The sequence below is a fragment of the Pseudoalteromonas sp. McH1-7 genome, assembly GCF_013366255.1.
In the GTDB taxonomy this organism is placed as follows: domain Bacteria; phylum Pseudomonadota; class Gammaproteobacteria; order Enterobacterales; family Alteromonadaceae; genus Pseudoalteromonas; species Pseudoalteromonas peptidolytica.
The window spans coordinates 43,231-62,132 of record NZ_JABWPQ010000021.1 but is presented as its reverse complement, the minus strand read 5'-3'; the positions used below and the strand labels follow the sequence as shown (position 1 = coordinate 62,132).

The 18,902-nt window shown below is 42.2% G+C and carries 17 protein-coding genes; 10 read left to right on the top strand and 7 right to left on the bottom strand.

Features of this window, described 5'->3' with window-relative positions; translation table 11 throughout:
- The first annotated feature begins 328 nt into the window (after positions 1-328).
- The 3 genes from polA to HUZ36_RS15265 all read left to right on the top strand — a co-directional run bounded on the left by polA (position 329) and on the right by HUZ36_RS15265 (position 4,845).
- On the top strand, positions 329-3,085 hold the full coding sequence (gene polA / locus HUZ36_RS15275; protein WP_176033300.1) for a DNA polymerase I: 2,757 nt from the start codon (positions 329-331) through the stop codon (positions 3,083-3,085).
- A gap of 673 nt (positions 3,086-3,758) precedes the next feature.
- A complete protein-coding gene (locus HUZ36_RS15270; protein ID WP_125251514.1) occupies positions 3,759-4,328 on the top strand; it encodes a YceI family protein in 570 nt (189 codons plus the stop codon).
- The gene (locus HUZ36_RS15265; protein ID WP_176033299.1) at positions 4,315-4,845 is read left to right on the top strand and encodes a DUF1285 domain-containing protein; all 531 of its coding nucleotides are present in this window, start codon (positions 4,315-4,317) and stop codon (positions 4,843-4,845) included. Before HUZ36_RS15270 ends, HUZ36_RS15265 begins: the two co-directional genes overlap by 14 nt.
- 28 nt (positions 4,846-4,873) lie before the next feature.
- Here HUZ36_RS15265 and yihA read toward each other — a convergent pair whose 3' ends face one another.
- Positions 4,874-5,509 carry a ribosome biogenesis GTP-binding protein YihA/YsxC gene (yihA, locus tag HUZ36_RS15260; RefSeq protein ID WP_147391119.1) on the bottom strand — a complete coding sequence of 212 codons (636 nt, stop codon included), beginning with the start codon at positions 5,507-5,509 and terminating at the stop codon, positions 4,874-4,876.
- A 457-nt stretch (positions 5,510-5,966) separates the two neighbouring features.
- On the opposite strand from yihA, the gene HUZ36_RS15255 reads away from it, so the two are divergent.
- The 4 genes from HUZ36_RS15255 (at position 5,967) to HUZ36_RS15240 (ending at position 9,012) form a co-directional block, all read left to right on the top strand.
- Positions 5,967-6,599 (top strand): c-type cytochrome, encoded by a 633-nt coding sequence (locus HUZ36_RS15255; protein ID WP_125251517.1) that lies wholly within the window; start codon positions 5,967-5,969, stop codon positions 6,597-6,599.
- A 632-nt stretch (positions 6,600-7,231) separates the two neighbouring features.
- Entirely contained in the window at positions 7,232-7,903 is a 672-nt protein-coding gene (locus HUZ36_RS15250; protein ID WP_176033298.1) for a methyltransferase domain-containing protein, read from the top strand.
- Between the two features lie 6 nt (positions 7,904-7,909).
- Positions 7,910-8,497: a Der GTPase-activating protein YihI gene (yihI, locus tag HUZ36_RS15245; protein ID WP_125251519.1), complete on the top strand. Its 588-nt coding sequence runs from the start codon at positions 7,910-7,912 to the stop codon at positions 8,495-8,497.
- Positions 8,497-9,012, top strand: a complete 516-nt coding sequence (locus HUZ36_RS15240) for a DUF2489 domain-containing protein (RefSeq protein WP_125251520.1) — start codon at positions 8,497-8,499, stop codon at positions 9,010-9,012. Before yihI ends, HUZ36_RS15240 begins: the two co-directional genes overlap by 1 nt.
- 309 nt (positions 9,013-9,321) lie before the next feature.
- Here the strand turns inward: HUZ36_RS15240 and HUZ36_RS15235 are convergent, their stop codons facing one another.
- Positions 9,322-10,014 carry a 4'-phosphopantetheinyl transferase family protein gene (locus HUZ36_RS15235; protein ID WP_125251521.1) on the bottom strand — a complete coding sequence of 231 codons (693 nt, stop codon included), beginning with the start codon at positions 10,012-10,014 and terminating at the stop codon, positions 9,322-9,324.
- 445 nt (positions 10,015-10,459) lie between these two features.
- Positions 10,460-11,026, bottom strand: coding sequence for an NADPH-dependent FMN reductase (locus HUZ36_RS15230; protein WP_125251522.1), 567 nt, complete (start codon positions 11,024-11,026; stop codon positions 10,460-10,462).
- A 107-nt stretch (positions 11,027-11,133) separates the two neighbouring features.
- On the opposite strand from HUZ36_RS15230, the gene HUZ36_RS15225 reads away from it, so the two are divergent.
- Positions 11,134-12,015 (top strand): LysR family transcriptional regulator, encoded by an 882-nt coding sequence (locus HUZ36_RS15225; RefSeq protein ID WP_176033297.1) that lies wholly within the window; start codon positions 11,134-11,136, stop codon positions 12,013-12,015.
- A 216-nt stretch (positions 12,016-12,231) separates the two neighbouring features.
- On the opposite strand, the gene HUZ36_RS15220 is transcribed toward HUZ36_RS15225, so the two are convergent.
- From HUZ36_RS15220 to HUZ36_RS15210, 3 genes are all read right to left on the bottom strand, one after another.
- Positions 12,232-13,836: a S41 family peptidase gene (locus HUZ36_RS15220; protein WP_176033296.1), complete on the bottom strand. Its 1,605-nt coding sequence runs from the start codon at positions 13,834-13,836 to the stop codon at positions 12,232-12,234.
- A 63-nt stretch (positions 13,837-13,899) separates the two neighbouring features.
- Positions 13,900-14,520: an endonuclease gene (locus HUZ36_RS15215; RefSeq protein WP_176033295.1), complete on the bottom strand. Its 621-nt coding sequence runs from the start codon at positions 14,518-14,520 to the stop codon at positions 13,900-13,902.
- A 90-nt stretch (positions 14,521-14,610) separates the two neighbouring features.
- Entirely contained in the window at positions 14,611-15,315 is a 705-nt protein-coding gene (locus HUZ36_RS15210; protein ID WP_128730610.1) for a hypothetical protein, read from the bottom strand.
- A gap of 178 nt (positions 15,316-15,493) precedes the next feature.
- Between HUZ36_RS15210 and HUZ36_RS15205 the strand changes: the two genes are divergently transcribed.
- Positions 15,494-15,874, top strand: coding sequence for a hypothetical protein (locus tag HUZ36_RS15205; protein ID WP_125251527.1), 381 nt, complete (start codon positions 15,494-15,496; stop codon positions 15,872-15,874).
- Between the two features lie 118 nt (positions 15,875-15,992).
- Entirely contained in the window at positions 15,993-17,159 is a 1,167-nt protein-coding gene (locus tag HUZ36_RS15200) for a DUF3103 family protein (protein WP_176033294.1), read from the top strand.
- Between the two features lie 93 nt (positions 17,160-17,252).
- Here HUZ36_RS15200 and HUZ36_RS15195 read toward each other — a convergent pair whose 3' ends face one another.
- The gene (locus tag HUZ36_RS15195) at positions 17,253-18,863 is read right to left on the bottom strand and encodes an endonuclease (protein WP_176033293.1); all 1,611 of its coding nucleotides are present in this window, start codon (positions 18,861-18,863) and stop codon (positions 17,253-17,255) included.
- Positions 18,864-18,902 lie beyond the last annotated feature (39 nt).

Sequence of the window (18,902 nt, the reverse complement as noted above, 5' to 3'; positions counted from 1 at the left end):
GGTAGTATACTCCTCCGCTTGAGAAAATCAGGCTATTTTTTGTTCATACGTTCTAAAATGTGTGGCCAATAAAATTCTTTATCCACAAATGGCTAAAGATAATAACAACTAAAAAAGCTCTAAAAACGCAAGTAAACCAAAGCCTTAAATCGTACTCTGACTTCAAGTTGAAAGTTCTGGAGCAATTTTTCGTGTTTGTCTACAAAGTTATCCACAGGCTCAACTTGCAATATCCAAATGATAGGCTAACGTGAAACTCGTTTTATCTTGTGCCTTGTGGCATCCTTACATTCTACTCTGTAAAAGACTAATTTAGGATCCAATATTTATGTCTCAGATCCCTCAAAACCCTTTGATCTTGGTTGATGGTTCTTCCTATTTGTTCCGTGCTTATCATGCGCCACCGCATTTAACTAACTCAAAAGGTGAGGCGACGGGGGCAATCTATGGCGTGATAAATATGCTCAAGAGTTTACTGAAGCAATATCAGCCTAGTCATATGGTTGTAGTCTTTGACGCAAAAGGGCCAACCTTTCGTAATGAAATGTACAGCGAATACAAAGCACATCGCCCACCTATGCCTGATGATCTCAGAACGCAGATCGAACCAATCCATGAAATTATAAAAGCAATGGGCTTGCCACTTGTCAGTATCAGTGGTGTAGAAGCTGACGATGTGATCGGCACCTTCTCTAAAATCGCCTCAGAGCAAAGTCGTCACGTACTAATAAGTACAGGTGATAAAGATATGGCGCAATTGGTTAATGAGCATGTTACTTTGATCAACACGATGACAAACACCATTTTAGATCCCGCAGGCGTGGTGGAAAAATTTGGCATCGGTCCTGAACTGATCATTGATTATCTCGCGCTGATGGGTGACAAAGTAGATAATATTCCGGGTGTACCTGGAGTGGGTGAAAAGACTGCACTTGCCATGCTCCAAGGGTTAGGGTCGATAGACTCACTGTATGATAATCTAGATAAAATCGCTGGTTTGGGTTTCCGTGGTTCCAAAACCATGGCGAAGAAGCTAGAAGAACATCAAGCACAACTGAAGCTCTCATACGAATTGGCAACGATTAAGCTTGATTGTGAGGTTGAGCAAGATCTAGAGCAATTTAAAATTGCAGAAATGGACAAAGATCGCCTGATTGAGCTGTATGGTGAGTGTGAATTTAAGCGCTGGCTGGCTGAGTTATTGGATGGTCAACAACAATCAGATATCGTTACCATTGAAGCGGAGGGATCTGCACCAGCGGCAGCCCAAGTAGAAACTCACTACGAAACGATCCTTACAAAAGCACAACTTGAGCAGTGGGTTAGTAAACTAAAAGCTGCTGATTTAATCGCTTTTGATACCGAAACGACCAGTGTTAATTATATGCAAGCGGATCTGGTTGGAATGAGTTTTGCTGTTGCACCGGGTGAAGCAGCTTATTTACCCATCCATCATGATTACGTCGGCGCACCAGAGCAACTTACCCAAGAAGCGGTGTTTGAGGTGATGGCGCCATTACTTGCCGATCCCCAGATCAAAAAAGTGGGTCAAAATCTAAAATACGATCAAAGTGTACTTGCCCGTGCAGGGCTTGAGCTAAACGGAATCGCTTTTGATACTATGCTAGAGTCGTACGTGTTTAACAGCGTGGGAACTCGCCACGATATGGACTCATTGGCGCTTAAATATCTGGGTCATAAAACAATTAGCTTTGAAGACATTGCGGGCAAAGGCAAGAATCAACTGACATTTAACCAGATTGAGTTGGAAAAAGCGGCACCTTATGCAGCAGAAGATGCTGACATTACGCTTAGGTTACATCAACACATTTGGCCATTAATTGAGAAAGAAAATAGTCTAAAACAGGTCTTCACAGAGATTGAATTGCCGCTATTAAGCGTGTTGTCTCGAATTGAACGCACAGGCGTACACATTGATGGTGATATGCTTGCAAAACAAAGTGTTGAGATAGAGAAGCGTTTAGGAGAGTTGGAACAGCAAGCTTTTGAAATTGCAGGTGAGGAATTCAACCTCAGTTCGACCAAACAACTGCAGGCAATATTGTTCGACAAGCTTGAGCTACCGGTGATCAAGAAAACTCCAAAGGGTGCGCCGTCAACAGCGGAAGAGGTGCTGCAAGAGTTAGCGCATGACTACCCATTGCCTAAGCTTATCATCGAGCACCGCGGTTTATCGAAGTTGAAGTCTACTTACACTGATAAACTACCGAAGTTAGTGAATGCTGATACTGGTCGTGTACATACTTCATATCATCAGGCTGTAACGGCGACAGGACGTTTAAGTTCAAGTGATCCGAATTTACAAAACATTCCAATTCGCAATGAAGCTGGTCGTCGTATTCGCCAAGCATTTGTTGCAGACACCAACAAACAAATTGTTGCAGCAGACTATAGCCAGATTGAGCTTAGGATCATGGCGCACTTATCTCAAGACAAGGGGCTACTTAGCGCTTTTGCAGAAGGAAAAGATGTGCACAGTGCTACAGCTTCAGAGGTGTTTTCTGTGCCGCTTGAAGAAGTGACATCAGATATGCGTCGAAAAGCTAAAGCGGTTAACTTTGGTTTGATTTATGGCATGAGTGCCTTTGGTCTTTCGCGACAACTCGATATTCCAAGAAACGAAGCACAGCATTATATGGATACTTACTTTGAACGTTTCCCTGGAGTGCTGGAATATATGGAACGTACAAGGGAAGAAGCGGCCGAGAAAGGGTATGTTGAGACTTTATTTGGCCGACGCTTGTATTTACCCGATATAAAAGCGCGTAATGGTGCTCGCAGAAAGGCTGCTGAACGTGCTGCGATTAATGCTCCTATGCAAGGTACTGCTGCTGACATTATTAAAAAGGCCATGATTAAAGTGGATGAGTGGCTGCAAACGTGCAGCCGTGACGACATTCAATTATTGATGCAAGTGCATGATGAATTGGTGTTTGAAGTCCATAGCGATAAAGTGGCAGAGTACAGTGAAAAGATCTGTGAGTTAATGAGTGCTGCAGCATCACTAGATGTCCCGTTACTGGTAGAAGCTGACAGTGGTGATAATTGGGAACAGGCACACTAACTAGAAATCGGGATAATAGCCTATTCTCTAGCAGCTGTTATCCTGGGCTATTGACGCACAAGTTTGCCGTGTATTAAGCAATAATCTCTGGCTAGCTTGATATTGCGCATGTTGAGCTTAGGTGACTTAGCGGATTAACTCACTGCTTACCACGAGAGGCAAAGCCGCGAACTTTATTGTATTAGCGCCGTATCATCTTTCTAGGTGATACGGTTTTTTTGTGGATGACTTAACTTATGTGTGCAAGTAAACACTAGCGGTATAGCGTCTTAAATTTGTAGCTTCTGTTAATCTCCAGTAACAAAAAAAAACTTAACGTTGAAAGTTTATCAAATTGGCTTAAGTTTTGCTTTTTGGTGTTTATTTCTGGACATCTATTTGTTAGAGTTCGCGCCGTCCTCATCCTGTAGGACATCCTGTTGATGATGTATCTCTCGTAAGAGGATACAGTGTATTGATAGCTTCTCCCCAGATTGCTATAGCGGCTCGTTATTTTGACGAGCCGTCTTTTTCTCTGCTTTAGTGTCTTCCAATTATCGTCTCAATTTCCTTTTCAGCAATAGTCTGCAACTAGGTATTAAAACCCTTAGCGAGAAGGGCTTTATTTAATTTTAACTGCGTTTTACACTGGGTGCACAAACGTTATGTTCTCTCAATTAATAAGGAAGTCGTCATGCTTAAATACCTACTGTTAGGTAGTGCACTTTTTTCTGCTCAGTCTTTTGCGTCTTGGCAGCTTGATCAACAACATAGTAATGTCAGCTTTGTTTCTGTGAAACAGACACATATTGCGGAAGTACATCATTTCAAGAAAATAGCAGGCTCGCTATCTAAGCAAGGTGAACTTGAGATCAACATTGATCTTGCCAGTGTAGAAACCATGATCCCCATCCGTAACGAGCGGATGCAAACCATGTTATTCAATGTTGCGGATCATCCACACGCGAAGATAACGGCCAATGTCTCTAAATCACTTAGTAATTTAGTTATGGGGCCTCAGACGGTCACTGGAGTTAATGCTGCGCTGACGCTTCACGGTCAAACTCAAGAGATCACCCTAGACTTGCTCGTGACTAAAAATGCTGACGGTTTAGTCGTTACTCCAGTAAACGCGGTTGTACTGGATGCAACACAGTTTGGTTTTAGTGCGGGGATCGAAGCGCTCACCAAGATCGCTGGGTTAAAAACGATTTCCACCAGTGTGCCTATCACCTTTAATTTAGTTTTTGATGAACAAAATTGATGAATTAATTGCACAGTATGTGACAGCCCATGCGCCGACAGAAAGCTGGTCGGCACCTTCGTGTGGCTTTTCCGAGATAGTGATTGATACGGATGGACGCTGGTTTCATCAAAAAAGTGAGATAAAAAGAGCATCGCTCGTTGCGTTATTCGCGAGTGTATTAAGCTATGATGGAACACATTATTGGCTAAAAACTCCGGCAGAAAGCTGCATTGTGAAGGTGATGGCACATCCTTTTGTGATTGAGCAGTGGTACTTTTGTGAACATGCTTCACGTTTGTCACTTGCTCCGTGCATCATTGCTGTGGACAACATAGGACGTGAATGGCCGATTAGTAGCATGTTTCCACTGGCGCTAGAACGAGTAAATGGCGTTGATATTCCCTGTTTGCGGCTCAATTACGGATTAACTGCTAGAGTGTCACGAAATGTCTACTACCAGTGGGTGGAGATGTTGCAAGAAGATAAAAATGGATTTTATCTAATGTCGGCAAAGACGCGCTTCTATCTCGGATAGGCGCGCCTCTATTTCGTCATGGCGCTTTTTACTCTGTAGCTTCAGTCTTGTCTTTAACAAAAGGGCCCAGGTACCATTCGTCTAATTTCCAAGCCAGCTCATTCAAGCCGATACCTTTCAAAGACGAAAACGCATGTACCGTTATGTCGCCATTTAGCTCTGCTAAGGCACGGCGAACTTGAAGCACTTCAGCTTTGCGCTTACCTTGTTTTAGCTTATCCGCTTTGGTCAGTAGCGCAAGCACGGGTATATTGCTACTAATTGCCCAATTGATAAGATCCATATCAAGATCTTTCAGCGGGTGGCGAATATCCATTAGCACCACAATCCCTTTTAAGCATTTACGACGCTGTAGGTATTCACCCAGTGCTTTTTGCCACTTCTTTTTCATTTCTAGTGGTACTTTGGCAAAGCCATAGCCAGGTAAATCGATAAGGCGCTGATCCTCGCCCAAAGAAAAGGTATTAATAAGCTGGGTACGGCCGGGGGTTTTACTCGTTCTAGCAAGCTTTTGATCGGTTAATGTATTGAGAGCACTTGATTTACCTGCATTAGAACGACCCGCAAAAGCCACTTCAATTCCAGTATCCGGTGGTAGTTTACTGATATCTGGGGCACTGGTAATAAACTGTGCCTGATTATATTTCACGCGAGATTTTAGCACGCTGACTCCTAACTGATTAAACTTTCGCGGATTGAATTGCGTATTTTATAACAGTCTGGCTGAAACCAAAAGCGTTACGCTAACAGTTATGGGTGCTGCTTTTTGAGCGTAAGGCGGGGATTGATGCGCCATTATTAATTAATCTAGGTCAAATCCCTGTAAATTATAAGCTTAATATGGGCAGAAAACGTGCCAGAGAAAGTAATATCGTGTAGAATGTAGAAATTGCAATGTCAATCTAAAGAGTATACCCATCAGTAGTCACTACTGAACGAGGCATATTTGGGTGGATCGGTGCTGTTTGGCGTTATTATTGCTGAGTACTGCATGTAAGATTCATCTGATTAAGATAACAACCTAATTTTAGTACTGATTGGTATTATTTACCCAAGCGATAAAGAGAGCGACTTTAGTTCGCATGGGTGCAAATTACAGGGTCGGAAACAGAGAATTTACCATGAAAAAAATAGCATTAACTTTAACAATGTTGCTTGGTACGTTGTCAGCAAGCAACGCATCGGCATTCGATGGTGACGCAGAAGCAGGTAAGGCGAAATCTGCAACGTGTGCAGCATGTCACGGTCCAGATGGCAACGCCCCTGTGACTATGTATCCAAAAATCGCAGGACAGCATGCCGATTATATTTACAAGCAACTGCAAGAGTTTAAGCTAGGAATGACCTCAGGTGGTAAAGAAGGGCGTATGGATCCGGTAATGAGTGGTATGGCTATGCCTCTTTCAGATCAAGACATGAAAGACTTAGCTGCGTATTTCTCTACCTTATCTATGTCTGCTGGTACAACACCTGAAGATGTGGTTGCTGTTGGTCAGCAATTATATAAAGCGGGTGATGCTGAAAGAGGGATCCCTTCTTGTGCAGCATGTCATGGTCCTCGAGGCAATGGTACATCATTGGCTAAATTTCCTAAGATATCTTTCCAGCATCCTGAGTACATCAAAGCCCAGCTTGAAAAGTTCCGCGACGGTACTCGCAATAACGATATGAACGGCATGATGCGTGACATCGCGAAAAAGCTTACTGACAAAGATATCGAAGTACTATCTAAATATTTAGGTGGACTACACTAAAGTCGTATATTGAGTTTATGGCGCTCGTTGTAAACTCCTACTATTGAAAAAAGGGCAGCACACGCTGCCTTTTTTTATATCCTAAAATGTGAGATATATCTCACTTTTTCTGTGAGATATTGTCTTTGCTTAATTGTAAGTTTTAGCTTAATTTTAAGCTTTGGTTCATTGTAAGTTAATGTAATTAATATGATTTCTGTTTGATTAAAAAATTTAAGGTAAGAAATTTGTTATTGAACAGTTGTAACTCAGGCTCAGGAGCGTAAATTATTCGTTGTCGCCAAGCAATACAAAAAAAGGGACAATGCGATACGGAAGCGTAGGTGGCAATATTTAGTATCTAGATTGATACAAAGGACTATCAAGAAAGCGTTAGGAAGACCGAGAATAAGAAATTCATGGAAGTCTCATAACAATAACAATATGGAAATGTCACGGAAGTCTAAAATAAAAACAATACGGACGACAATAAAATAATAAGAATAATAAGGCTTAAAAGTCGAAGGGAGAAGTGTCCAGTTGTGACGCTCAGATTAGTAGGCGGTAGAGAGTAATCTCTGCCGCCTTTTTATTTGGTTGCTTTTCGCTTACCTGATACAATAGCCTTCTTATTAAGCAATTATTGTTAACCATTGCAAGATTCAACTCTGATAAGTTGTGGCCTATGTCTAGGTGAGCAGCTTGAAACCTATCACCAAGACAAACATAGACTATATTGGCAATGTCAGTGCTGCCATCTGGTTATGGCGGATCCAAATTCAAGGCTAACACCAGCGCAAGAAAAAGCGATTTATGATAGTCATGAGAATGATTTGGAAGATGCAGGCTATCGCCGCTTTTTAACTCGGGTTTCTGAACCGCTAATAGCTCGCCTATCGAAGCCAAGTTTAGGGTTAGATTTTGGTTGTGGACCTGGCCCCTTGCTTGCAAAAATGTTGGAAGAGGCAGGACATCAAGTTTCATTGTTTGACTTGTACTACGCCAATAATCCCGAGGTGCTAAAACAACAGTATGATTTTATTGTTAGTACCGAAGTGGTGGAGCATCTTTCCAAACCAGGACAGGTACTACAGCAATTATTGGCACTGCTAGATTGCGGGCAACCGCTCGTATTAATGACTAAACTCGTGATAGATAAATCGCGCTTTGCTAATTGGCATTATAAGAATGACTTAACACATATTTCGTTTTTTAGTCAGAAAACCTTTGCGTATTTTGCTGCGCAACAAGATTGTGATTTAGAATTTATAGGGAATGATGTCATCATTCTCACCAAGCGTAATACACGCCAGAATTTTGAGTAATTGATTATGACCAGAAAGAAAAAGACACGTAAAATTGCGACCAACGGTACACCTAGGTTAAGTAAAGAAAAGCTTCAAGAGTTACGCGCAATGAAAGAGATGCGTAATAAAAAAACGAAAGGTAAAAAGCCTGGCTCAAGAAATGCGCCAGACATATCACCAAAAGCGCAGTCTGAAGTGACAGCAAAAAAAGATCCTCGAACTGGAAGTAAAAAACCTATTTCTCTGGTTGTTGAGTCGCAACCGGTTAAAGAAAATACACAACCTGAAATGAAGCGTCATTTACAGCCGCAAGCGCAGTTACATAACGCCGCTGAGGTGCTGACGCCAGAGCAAGAGTTAGAGCAACTTGAAAATGACGAACGTCTAATGTCGTTACTTGAGCGCCATGAGCAGGGTGAATTACTCACAGGCAAAGATGCTAAATACTTCAATCGTGGTATTGCACGTCATCAAGAATTATGTGAACTTTTAGGTATTGATGATGAATTTGAAGAAGGTGACATGGAAGAAGATGATCCGTTAGATCAATTTATGAGTAATGACTTAGCAAATGAATGGCTAGATGATGACTTAGAGGAAGATAACAAATAATGAACACTGCATGGATTGTCGCACTTTTTATCGGCGCTGTGATCATTGCTGGTTTGGCATTTTACGCTGGTAAATTGCTATGGCAGTTGAAGGTGCAAAAAGAAAAAATTGCCAAGCATCGTGAAGAAAAAGCGATAGAATTAGAGAAGTCGCGTCAACAGCGCAATAGCAAGATAGCTGATAGCGTTAACCTTATCGCCCGGGCGATGAAAGAGAAACAGTGTGAGTACTCTGAAGGCTGTCTCAGAGTCTGGGTGCTTATCTCTCAATATAGCTTTGATAATGAGGTGGATTTACAGCTAGATTACCCTGGTGTCTATCAGATGTATGAGGAGGTTAAGGAAATGCCGACTCATGACGCACGCAAGAAATACTCTAAAAAAGAAATCTATAAAATGGACAGTCAGCGCTGGCGAGCAGAAGAGCGTTTGGAATCAGAGATTTTGAAAGATTGTGAAAAATTGATCGTGCGTTTTAAAGCTGCGGCAGGCAGTGAGAACGTGGTGTTTCAATAATACCAATTTAACTTAATACTTGTTCAATTTGAAGGAGTCAATCTGACGCTAACAGCGTTAAAAATTTCTCATTTAGAACCACTAAATAGCAAAATTTTTGCCTAGTTATCGACAAGGTTTTCTTGCCTCACAATAGACCACTTAATTAAGCAAATTGGTATAACGTAAAACTAGGGTCTGTTGACCCTTGCTATTTGATTTTTGTTCCACTGAGTGCGTTTTGGTCGCAGCGCTCAACTTGCCGCCCAGTAATCTAAGCAAAAGTTGAACATAATGAATAAACGCCCAGCGGGGCGTTTATTCATTATGTCATGCTGAGGTGATATGGTATTCACACTCGGTCAAAACCAATCCTGTCGTGCATTGATAAAATACTTTGATAGTTTGACCCATGCTCAATTGTGGATGTAGATTTTCCATAAGAGTGAAATACAAGGTATGGGTATCGAATTGACTCAATTTCACCGCATCGAATCCAAAAAATCGATTTACCGTCCCGTAAAGTGCTTTGTAGATGCTCTCTTTAGCTGAAAAGATGACGGTTAACGGGCAATGTACGTGTTTTGCCAGTCCACGAAAGCTCTCGAACTCAGCCGGATGTAAAATTTGTCGTTGTAATTCGATTTCTTGTTTTGGCTTCATGTCTCTTTCAATATCAATACCTAAACCAATGGTATGCGTATTGTTAGTGGCAATAGCAGCAGCAATTCCACGGGTATGGGTGATACTCGCGACTACATTGTTGGGCCAAATTGGGGCGCGGTCAGAGCCGTTCAGTACGGTAAAGTTATCATGACCTAATGCTGTTAAACTCGCTTTCGCGCAGATCCTTCCTGCTAAAAATTCAGCTTTTCTCTTTGCAACTGCTTTCTCTAAAGTATCAGGAAGGAAGATGTTATGTTGCTCAAAAGACTGCTCAGAATAACTATCTGGGTCAAACTGAATACAATGAAAGTGATGTTGCAAAAACGGGGTAAATAGATGGCTGTGATTGCTTTGCAAAGCTAGCTCCTGTTATTCCTGTCCATAATGCCAGTTTGCGAGCTATCTACTTAGCCTAAAGTTGAGAAGAGCTGGCTGATTGCCCTGTAACGTTCACTGTAAATACTGGCGAGCATGTTTAGTGAGATTAATACAGCAGGCGATAAAACCGGCAACCAAAGAGGTGTTCGTTATCGAAACTTAGCGTGATATCAATTTTCTTAATTAAGTGGTCTATTGTGAGGCGAGAAAACCTTGTCGATAACTAGGTAAAAAATTTGCTATTTAGTGGTTCTAAATGAGAAATTTTTAACGTGGTTAGCGTCAGATTGACTCCTTCAAATTGAGCAAGTATTAAGTCAAATTGGTATTATTACCTGTTTGGTTAAAGTTGTCATTTGCTTTGGACGCTTAGTGTGCATGAGCTAAACGTCCATAGCAAGATATATGCAAAGCTATCTGTCCGTTATTTTAGTTTACTTGCAACAGATACTAGTTGCAGAGCAAGGTTAGAAACTTTTTCTGCTAGATCTGGGTCTTTAATTTTACCTTGTTCGTCAAAGGTATTAAATGCACTTGGAACCGCGAGCTGATCTGCCAGTACTAGGCTGCCAATTCCTGATAGTACGTCACGAACATGGTTTAAACCACGCAAGCCGCCAAGACCACCGGGTGATGCGGCGTAAAGTGCAACAACTTTGTTTCTGAACGCAGGTACTGCACCTTGCTCTGTACGCGATGCCCAATCAATTGCGTTTTTGAGCGCAGCGGTAAATGAGCCGTTGTATTCAGGGCTAGCCAATAGGATCCCATCGGCATTACGAAGCTTTTCTTTGAGTAGTTGAACACCTTGTGGTGTACCTTGAGCTTCTAGATCTTCATCAAACATTGGAATATCTAAATCCCGTAATTTTACGACCTCTACCTCGGCACCACTTTCCAGTGCATAATTTGCCGCGGCTTGAATGAGAAGTTGGTTATAGCTGTCTTTTCTTAAACTGCCTGCTAGAGCGATAATTTTAGCTGTAGTCATCTTGCTGATACCTTATTTTGTTTCGTTGAATTTATAGTAGCAAAATTTCACTTGCATAAAAGCTGAATAAACGCAAAGCTTGTGTGCATATATGCACAGAGGTGGTTATGGATAAATTCACAGATTGGCAAGATCTCAAAGTCGCTTACACAGTAGCGAAGCTCGGCACGCTGTCTGCAGCAGCTGAGTATCTGCACATACATCACAGTACAGTACTTAGGCGTATTAATAACTTAGAAAAAGAGTTAGGTACGCGTTTGTTTCACCGTCATGCTCGTGGCTATCAAGTGACACAAACGGGGGAAAAGCTGTTAGCAACGGCGACGATTATCGACGAGCGTTTGATGGAATTGAGTACCTCAATCGTTGCATCAGATAGTCAGCTAAGAGGCAAGCTATTAGTGACGACAGTCAGTGGTTTTATGGATATATTGTCAGAGCCTTGTCTTGCTTTTCAGCAGCAACATCCCCAGGTGCAACTAGAAGTGTTGCTTGATCAAAAGCGTTTGCGGTTAGATCACGGTCAAGCACATGTTGCAGTAAGAGCCGGACCTAAGCCGGATGAACCAGATTACGTGGTGCAACAATTGACTACTTTAGAAGCTGGATTGTACGCGTCCTCCGATTACATTAAGCGTATGGGAATACCGACGACAGTAGACGCACTACGGGAGCATAATTTCGTCTCGGGGGTGAGTGGGTTTAATGCTAGAGTCCCTTATTTTGCTTGGGTCGATGAGCATATTGCAGAGTCTCAAGTCACCTTCAGAGTATCAGAAACTTCAGATGCTACACGGGCAATTGTGAATGGTCTTGGTATTGGCGGTGTTCAGCACAATGTTGCGAGACGCTACCCTGATTTACTGCCGATACTAAAAGAAGAGCTAAGGTGGTGTAGTCAGGTATGGTTAGTCACCCATGTGTTAGTACATCGCACAGCAAAAGTACAAGCGTTATGTGAGGTGTTAAAGCGCCACTTTAACAACTGACAGCTCTTTAGCGCACGCTTTTCTTTTTTGCCTGGATTATTAGGCAGTAAGCCGAGCGCCGCGACCAAACCATATTCAGGGTAAAAAAATCAAACAGGAAAGGTCAACAGACCCCAGCTAGTTTGGCTTTTTATGCTTGCTGAGCAGGAAGCGCAAGTAAGTATATGCTCGCTCGCACTTCCTGTAGACAGTAGCGCAATTAATACAATATGCGGATCACTGTGACTCCTTTGGCTTCAGTAAGATTGCGTTATCGCGTAGAGGGTAATGTGGCAGCGTCACTGCATTACCTGATCTATCTCCTTGTCCATATTGCGTAGGTGCAAGCCTCGGAGCTGATTGGATAGTCTCAGGACATTTACCAGTATCTATATGAGAGAGTGCAGCGGCGAGCAAATCTTCATTTTGACTGCCGAGTGACTCTGAGAAGTCATCAGCCACAATACAACCTGGTACTTGTGACGACAAACCTATCTCACCATTACTGGACGCTCCTGAGGGTGTAAAGCCGTCAGCATAGTCATCGAAGCCTTTGGCATTTTCTGAGCCAAACTGAATTGTGTAGTAAACTGTGCCGCAATTTTGTGCTGGTACAAATCCGTATGGTTTACCTCTCGTAGTGGTACCAATGAGAAACACCTCAACATCAATACCACGTAATCCGTTGATCACATTCTCGCTTGCCGATGCTGTGCCTCGGCTTGAGAGGATATACACTCTAGGGAGGGAAACTGTAGGTAAATTGGTCGATGTAAAGGTGTTTTCAGCCCAGTTAATTACTCTGGACTCGAACTCTGTACGTTCTTCTTCTGCGGTGCGCTTGTCGTTCAAGGTACTAAACGTAAACGTTTTGTTTAGGCTATTATTCCCAGCAATCATATAACCTAGCTGAGCTGCCATAATTACACGACCCCCGCCGTTGTAACGCATGTCTAGTATTAGGTCATCGATTTGTCTTGTTTTGAATAGGTTGAACGCCTCGATTAGACCATCTTGAGCGGTTGGAATAAACTGATTAAATTGCACATACCCTACTTGCTTACCCGCGTAGTTAATAATTTGAGCATTTTGAATGGGGGATGTTTTGAAATCTACAGAGGTCAAAGTAACCGATTTTTGGTTACCTGCTTGGTCTTCAAATACGAACTCATGCTGTTCACTTTGAGCAGGAGACAGCCCTGCATTGAGTGTGGCACTGTCAGAGCTGGAGATAAAGTTGATTCCATCAATGGATAATACTTTATCGCCTCGTTGAATGCCTGCGGCAGCGGCGGGAGAGTTTGGCTCCACCGCTGCAACGGTAAAGTTGCGTGGCGGTAAAGTAGAGATTACTGCCCAGCGAATACCATAGCCAGTTGTGAACCCAGCTTGCGCTTGCTTTTGGAAGCTGTCGTAAGACTCATAAAAGTGAAATTGATCTTTATCATTACCTGAAGGAGTTTTTTGGTTCGTTTTCAGTTGTTCAAAGTAATCAGTAACCGTGTCAAATTGTGCAGGGTCGTTGTCAATGACCTCGTCATACCATAAGTAAGTTTCGTTGGTAAAAGACCGGAGCCACATCTTTTCGTGCATAGCGGTACCAACCTTATCGGGATAAGGTTGGTCGTTGTTGAATTGGTCGGTGCCAGTGCGTGGCGTTGCACAGTAATTAATGAACTGGCTCGAAGGTGAAAATTGGTTAAATGTCCAAATTGGCGGCTCGGTTTGCCCAGTATTATTGCCAGGGTTGTCAGTGCCTAAGGAGTCGCTACCACCGCCTCCGCATGCTGCCAATACTAGGCTTATCACTGTTGATGCGAAAACTAGAGTAATACGTTGCATCGTATTTACGTTCCTGTTTTAGTTGTATAACTAAAAGCTAGCATCGCTTTGCTCATCTAGCAATCACTGTTTCTGCCAAGCTGTGAATAACTTTCGTTGTTGAGTCGATATTTTCAAACCATAGGTTTTTTCCATATAAAAATAGGCGTCAGCAATGCGTTTTCTTGCATAGTAAGGCGGCTCGATACGACGTAGTTTAAAGTCGATTTTAACAGGGCAAGCGCCATAATTTGCTTCGGTATTAGGGAGCATAGAAAAACGGTAATTAGATCTATCACCATTTATTTCGCCGATAGCAGGGGCAAGGTTGTGAATGTCAGCTTCCATTTTTCTAAACTTTTCACTCACTTTTCGACAGTGTTTTCTACCTCCCTGTTGCCAACATTGCAGTTGATGACCAAACTCCCATGCCGAGACTATATGCTCCCATTCAATGCGATTTGCTCGAGCATTTTCTTTGCCGTTTCTTGTATAAGGCAACCTAGCGGCATACCCACAGCTTGTGGTGTCGGGTATCAGCTTTTTACCCCGCTTGGTGATACCACAGTTACAATATAAGGTGCGGCTATCTTCAGTGACCTGTTTTGAAAGATATTTCTTAGCTTGTGAGAAAGAGCTGAAATCTTGCGCACTGGCGGTTAGTGCAAAGAAGTAGAGCACTATAATGTAGAAAAAGCGTGACATAACCTCTCACCTTAGGGTGGAATACAGGGAATATCACTATATCAAAAAACTCATCAATACTAACAACGAAATAGGGCGGTACACGCCGTATTATGTATACCGTCGGCGTTTACGCCAAGGAGGAGACTGTAGTAATAGCAATAAACCGGTTATGCAGAATAAGACGCTTGTTGCCGCAAATGAGACAAGTAATGGGTTATTAAAGTCCTCACGTTCGTCGTAATCCATAATGTGTAACATCCAGAAAAAATCGAAAATACGCCAAAGGCTGCTACGCACTGTAATGACTTCTCCATTGCTTGCGCTCAGATAAAGTGTGGTATTGAGCGCATCACCATACTCAACTTTCCATACGTTTTTTCTATAACCTATTTCTCTAGGCCCTTGGGCAAGGTGTGTCGCGCTAATCACCTGTGCAGTGATTAATACATGTTTATCAGCTTGCTGAATTATTTGCATTTTACTAGGTGCTGCCAGAGGGGCGCCAGTTATGCCATTAAATACTTGTGTCTCGTCATGATTTAGTTTGATGATAGGTAAACCAAGAAAGTGACTAAACTGGATATGCTCCAACTTCGTTGACTGCTGTACTAATTTATTGATGTCAGCACGATAGTCAGCAGAGGAAAACGGATTATCGAGTTTGCGCAAAGCAAGATGTTTGCCATGCACTTTTTCTAGAGGAATAGCACTCATCACTAAGCCCCCAAGCAGCCAGGCAAAAATCTGGAGGAAGAGTAAGTAACCAAGATATTTATGGAGTTTACGGGCAGGCTTTAGCAGTTTTTTAATCATCACAATATGTTATTCTAGTTATTCGTGAATATGATAACGATAACATACGCAGTGTAGAATGCGTCACATTGTCGCATTCTGGATAACCTAAGTGTAGATTAGGTAATTGTTTACTTTTACAAAATCTCAGGTTATTAAGCCATTATAACATTTAGTTTTACAAGGTAGCTTTTAACACATGTCTGAAATTCAATTTTTAAATGTCGATTTGGAACTAGAGTCTAAGCAAGATATCAGCACGTTAGTTTCAGATTTGAAGAAAAACGCTATCGTGTTGCATTATGATCAAGATGATTATCGTCAGTTGGCTAGAATTGAAGCGAATACTACCGAATTAACACCTGATAAGGCGATTAACCAGCTGTGTGAGCTGATTGAATCCTGCTCCAAGGTCGCATTAAAGCAATGGCTTAGTTGCACAAAACGCACCTTTGATATTGGTTTTAGTTCTGGCAAGTCTCCAAAGTGCTTTTCTCAAGCACTGCATGTTGATACGTTGCTCAGAATTTCTGCAATTGGTGCTGGAATAGAAATAACGCTTTACCCAATTGAAGAATAAAAACTCTAAAACTTAGAATAAATTGTTTTATATGTTAACCTTGTTAACTTGTTGATAAATTATTCCTGTTGTTTTATCTTGTTTGTTCACTAAGACGGATTATTTCTAGGAACGCAAGATGAAACAACATGTAACACTTTCTACCCTAACACTTGCCATGCTTGGTAGTGTAACTTTTTCAAGCGTAGCTACTGCACAGACGACAAATGCTTACAGCTCACTTCAAGGGCTTGATGTTTTTAACGCAGCACCTGTTCAGGTGGCAGATATAAAGAAACAGATAGCAAAAAATTTAGCACTATCGTTGCATCAAATTAATACTCAAGTACAGACCCAGCTTAGTGAATACCAAGACACTATCTCATTAGAACAATTACAAGTTGGTGGGGCGGCTGCAAAGTTAATGACAGAGGCTAGTCAATACACTCGTGCGTTGAAAGGGTTAACTGATAACACGTCTAACCTTTATCAACTACGTATTGCCTCAAGCCAAATGCTTACAAAATGGCAGCAAGGTGAAGTGCCTCTAATCGCATTTGCACCCAAGGGCGATGATAAGTCGTGGCAATATGTCGAAGCATTCGATCAACATGGACAATTGCATTTACTGGATGCACACAAGATGCCTGAGCGGCCAGTGCTTATCGTGGAGCTTGACGCAAAGAAAACCAAAGCTGAAGGGCTTGAGGTCATGAAGCGAGTATTTGCAAAGCAAGGAATGATGATGCCATCGGCTGAAATGCAGACTAATGACGAAGCTGCGCCGATTTCTACCAGTGTGCTAAAAAAGATTAGGTTGAATAATGACCAAGAGCCTTGGGTGTCTGGCGCAGCAGAAGTATATGGTATTGTGACAGGTGTTAACCCTTCGCGCGACGAGCCTGTACTTGATATTGTTGATATGCCATATCTAGATCATGATGGTAGAGACTACACACCAAATCAAATTATCATTCACTGGGAAAGATATCGTTGGCAAGCGGCTGATTTGTTATTGATGGAACAGGATGACAACACCAATTATCAAGAATTGGCGACAACTTTCTTAGATATTGTGACACAAGTGATGCGTGCTATCCCTGATCCAAACGTTCAAGGATATGCGCTGATCCCACAGCTAACCAACCAATTGATAAAGGCCATGCCAAGTCACTGGTTTACTAATGACGATGATTACGTTGATGTGTACTACACCTTATTTGAAGGTCAACGCTATAACGACCATATGGGGGCAAGCGGCAACGCCAAGATAACCTTAGAGCCGTTGACGATAAATCCGCGTTAGTGAAATACCATTCAGCAACTTTTGATAAGTTGTGTAGACTAGTCCTCCTCGTAAGGAGGACTAGGTTGTAAAGTCTAATTGTAGACTTTTACATTACCAAATTGCTTCAACAAATTCAGGGTGATCTACAAAAGGATTACGATTCCCTTGGAATTCATAAGCCGCTTGGTTGCGAGCTTGTTCAAGCGCATCAACAGGATCTTCGTTATGCCATCTCTTTAGCATATTAACAACCCAAGTCTCGAACACCTGATCCTGACTGCCATTTAATACAGCGTCACTATAGCTGGTGTTATTTTGCCAGTTAGCGATAACATCTTGATAGCGTGTTGCCATATAAAAATAGGCGCGAGCAAAGTCACCTTTAAAAGCATCGATAGGCTCAAATACTGTACCACTATAGTTAATACCCGTAGCAGAACCTACGCGACTACCATTACTTGAGGTATAAGAGGCACTGCCGACTTCACCAAAAGGGAAGTTACTCCGTTTTGAATTAACATAACCATCAGAGGCGAAAATATGATGGATGTCTGAATTCATCGGCTCTACTTTTCCGCCAAACCAAGATTTAGGGAAAGAGTGCTCACGGTTATAGCAGTCTCCTTCTACACGGTAGGTGCCACACTGTGAACCGGTTGAAACATAAGTGATGCTGTCACTTACCGATGGTTTTTCAGAGTACCTATCAAGAATACTATTATCTTTTTCAAAGTAGTTATCTCGTTCACTTTGATCTATGAAGCCCCAAATTGCCGAGTAGCCCTGAGATTGATGATTTCGGATGATACGGTGCAGTTCCGTTTTAAGTGCATAACCGCTTAGCCCCGCGGTAGTGGCGTAGTATCCATCTCCCGTTGGTGGTGGTAACGTGCTACCAAGGCTAAAGCTATGATCTTGACGGCTGGTAAACTGTCCCCCAGATGCAATCGTTTTAGAGCCATGTGTTAAAGTATATTGCCCACTACCATTGCTACAACAAATGCCATCACCGTAGCTATCTAAAATAGTGAAGGTGTAATTACCATCGGTAAGGCAAATTCCCTCGTTAACGGATTGGTTGTTGCTATAATTACCGCCACTTGCCATTGTACTACCTGCGGTATTGGTAATTTTCCAACTGGTTTCACTGGCATAGTTATCAGTGATCAAAGCAAGATTTAAGCTGTTGCTTTGACAACTTGTCGGTGGTTCTGGCGTCACATTACTTGGTGCAAAGCCGTCAACATAAACGGTTTCACTGCCATCAAAGCCACTTCCATCATAAAAGCGTAAACCAACATTGATAGTAGTCGTTGCGGTTGCTGTATAGGTGTGATTAATCTGCTGCCATTGTCCGACATTAAACTGGTCTGAGTAACCATGATAGCCATCCACCACTAACCTTGCTTTGACACCACCCTCAGTATGATAAACCCATGCGCTAAATTGATAGCTTTTTCCCGCTTCAACATTAACTTGTTGTTGCAAGTCTGTACTACTTTGAGTTGCAGTATTAACCTGAATTGCGGCAGCATAGTTGCCATCTTTTACAGGGCTTGTGACTGAAGATAGCGTTATCCCAGAATCAATCGTCGTCCATCCACTTGGAGCCTGTCCACTCCAGCTTTCAAAGCTGCCATTTTGCACTTGTGCAGTGGCGTTTAGGCTCAATAGTGAACAGCACGACCCGATGAGCAGGTGTTTATATTTCCCGTGTTTCATTTTTACTCTCATTATTATCATTATCTATATTATTGATTT

What these genes read in the sequence shown, in the direction of transcription:
- polA (WP_176033300.1), top strand. Translation starts at nt 329, where the DNA reads ATGTCTCAGATCCCTCAAAACCCTTTGATCTTGGTTGATGGTTCTTCC.
- HUZ36_RS15270 (WP_125251514.1), top strand. Translation starts at nt 3,759, where the DNA reads ATGCTTAAATACCTACTGTTAGGTAGTGCACTTTTTTCTGCTCAGTCT.
- HUZ36_RS15265 (WP_176033299.1), top strand. Translation starts at nt 4,315, where the DNA reads ATGAACAAAATTGATGAATTAATTGCACAGTATGTGACAGCCCATGCG.
- HUZ36_RS15255 (WP_125251517.1), top strand. Translation starts at nt 5,967, where the DNA reads ATGAAAAAAATAGCATTAACTTTAACAATGTTGCTTGGTACGTTGTCA.
- yihI (WP_125251519.1), top strand. Translation starts at nt 7,910, where the DNA reads ATGACCAGAAAGAAAAAGACACGTAAAATTGCGACCAACGGTACACCT.
- HUZ36_RS15240 (WP_125251520.1), top strand. Translation starts at nt 8,497, where the DNA reads ATGAACACTGCATGGATTGTCGCACTTTTTATCGGCGCTGTGATCATT.
- HUZ36_RS15230 (WP_125251522.1), bottom strand. Translation starts at nt 11,026, where the DNA reads ATGACTACAGCTAAAATTATCGCTCTAGCAGGCAGTTTAAGAAAAGAC.
- HUZ36_RS15225 (WP_176033297.1), top strand. Translation starts at nt 11,134, where the DNA reads ATGGATAAATTCACAGATTGGCAAGATCTCAAAGTCGCTTACACAGTA.
- HUZ36_RS15220 (WP_176033296.1), bottom strand. Translation starts at nt 13,836, where the DNA reads ATGCAACGTATTACTCTAGTTTTCGCATCAACAGTGATAAGCCTAGTA.
- HUZ36_RS15215 (WP_176033295.1), bottom strand. Translation starts at nt 14,520, where the DNA reads ATGTCACGCTTTTTCTACATTATAGTGCTCTACTTCTTTGCACTAACC.
- HUZ36_RS15210 (WP_128730610.1), bottom strand. Translation starts at nt 15,315, where the DNA reads ATGATTAAAAAACTGCTAAAGCCTGCCCGTAAACTCCATAAATATCTT.
- HUZ36_RS15205 (WP_125251527.1), top strand. Translation starts at nt 15,494, where the DNA reads ATGTCTGAAATTCAATTTTTAAATGTCGATTTGGAACTAGAGTCTAAG.
- HUZ36_RS15200 (WP_176033294.1), top strand. Translation starts at nt 15,993, where the DNA reads ATGAAACAACATGTAACACTTTCTACCCTAACACTTGCCATGCTTGGT.
- HUZ36_RS15195 (WP_176033293.1), bottom strand. Translation starts at nt 18,863, where the DNA reads ATGAAACACGGGAAATATAAACACCTGCTCATCGGGTCGTGCTGTTCA.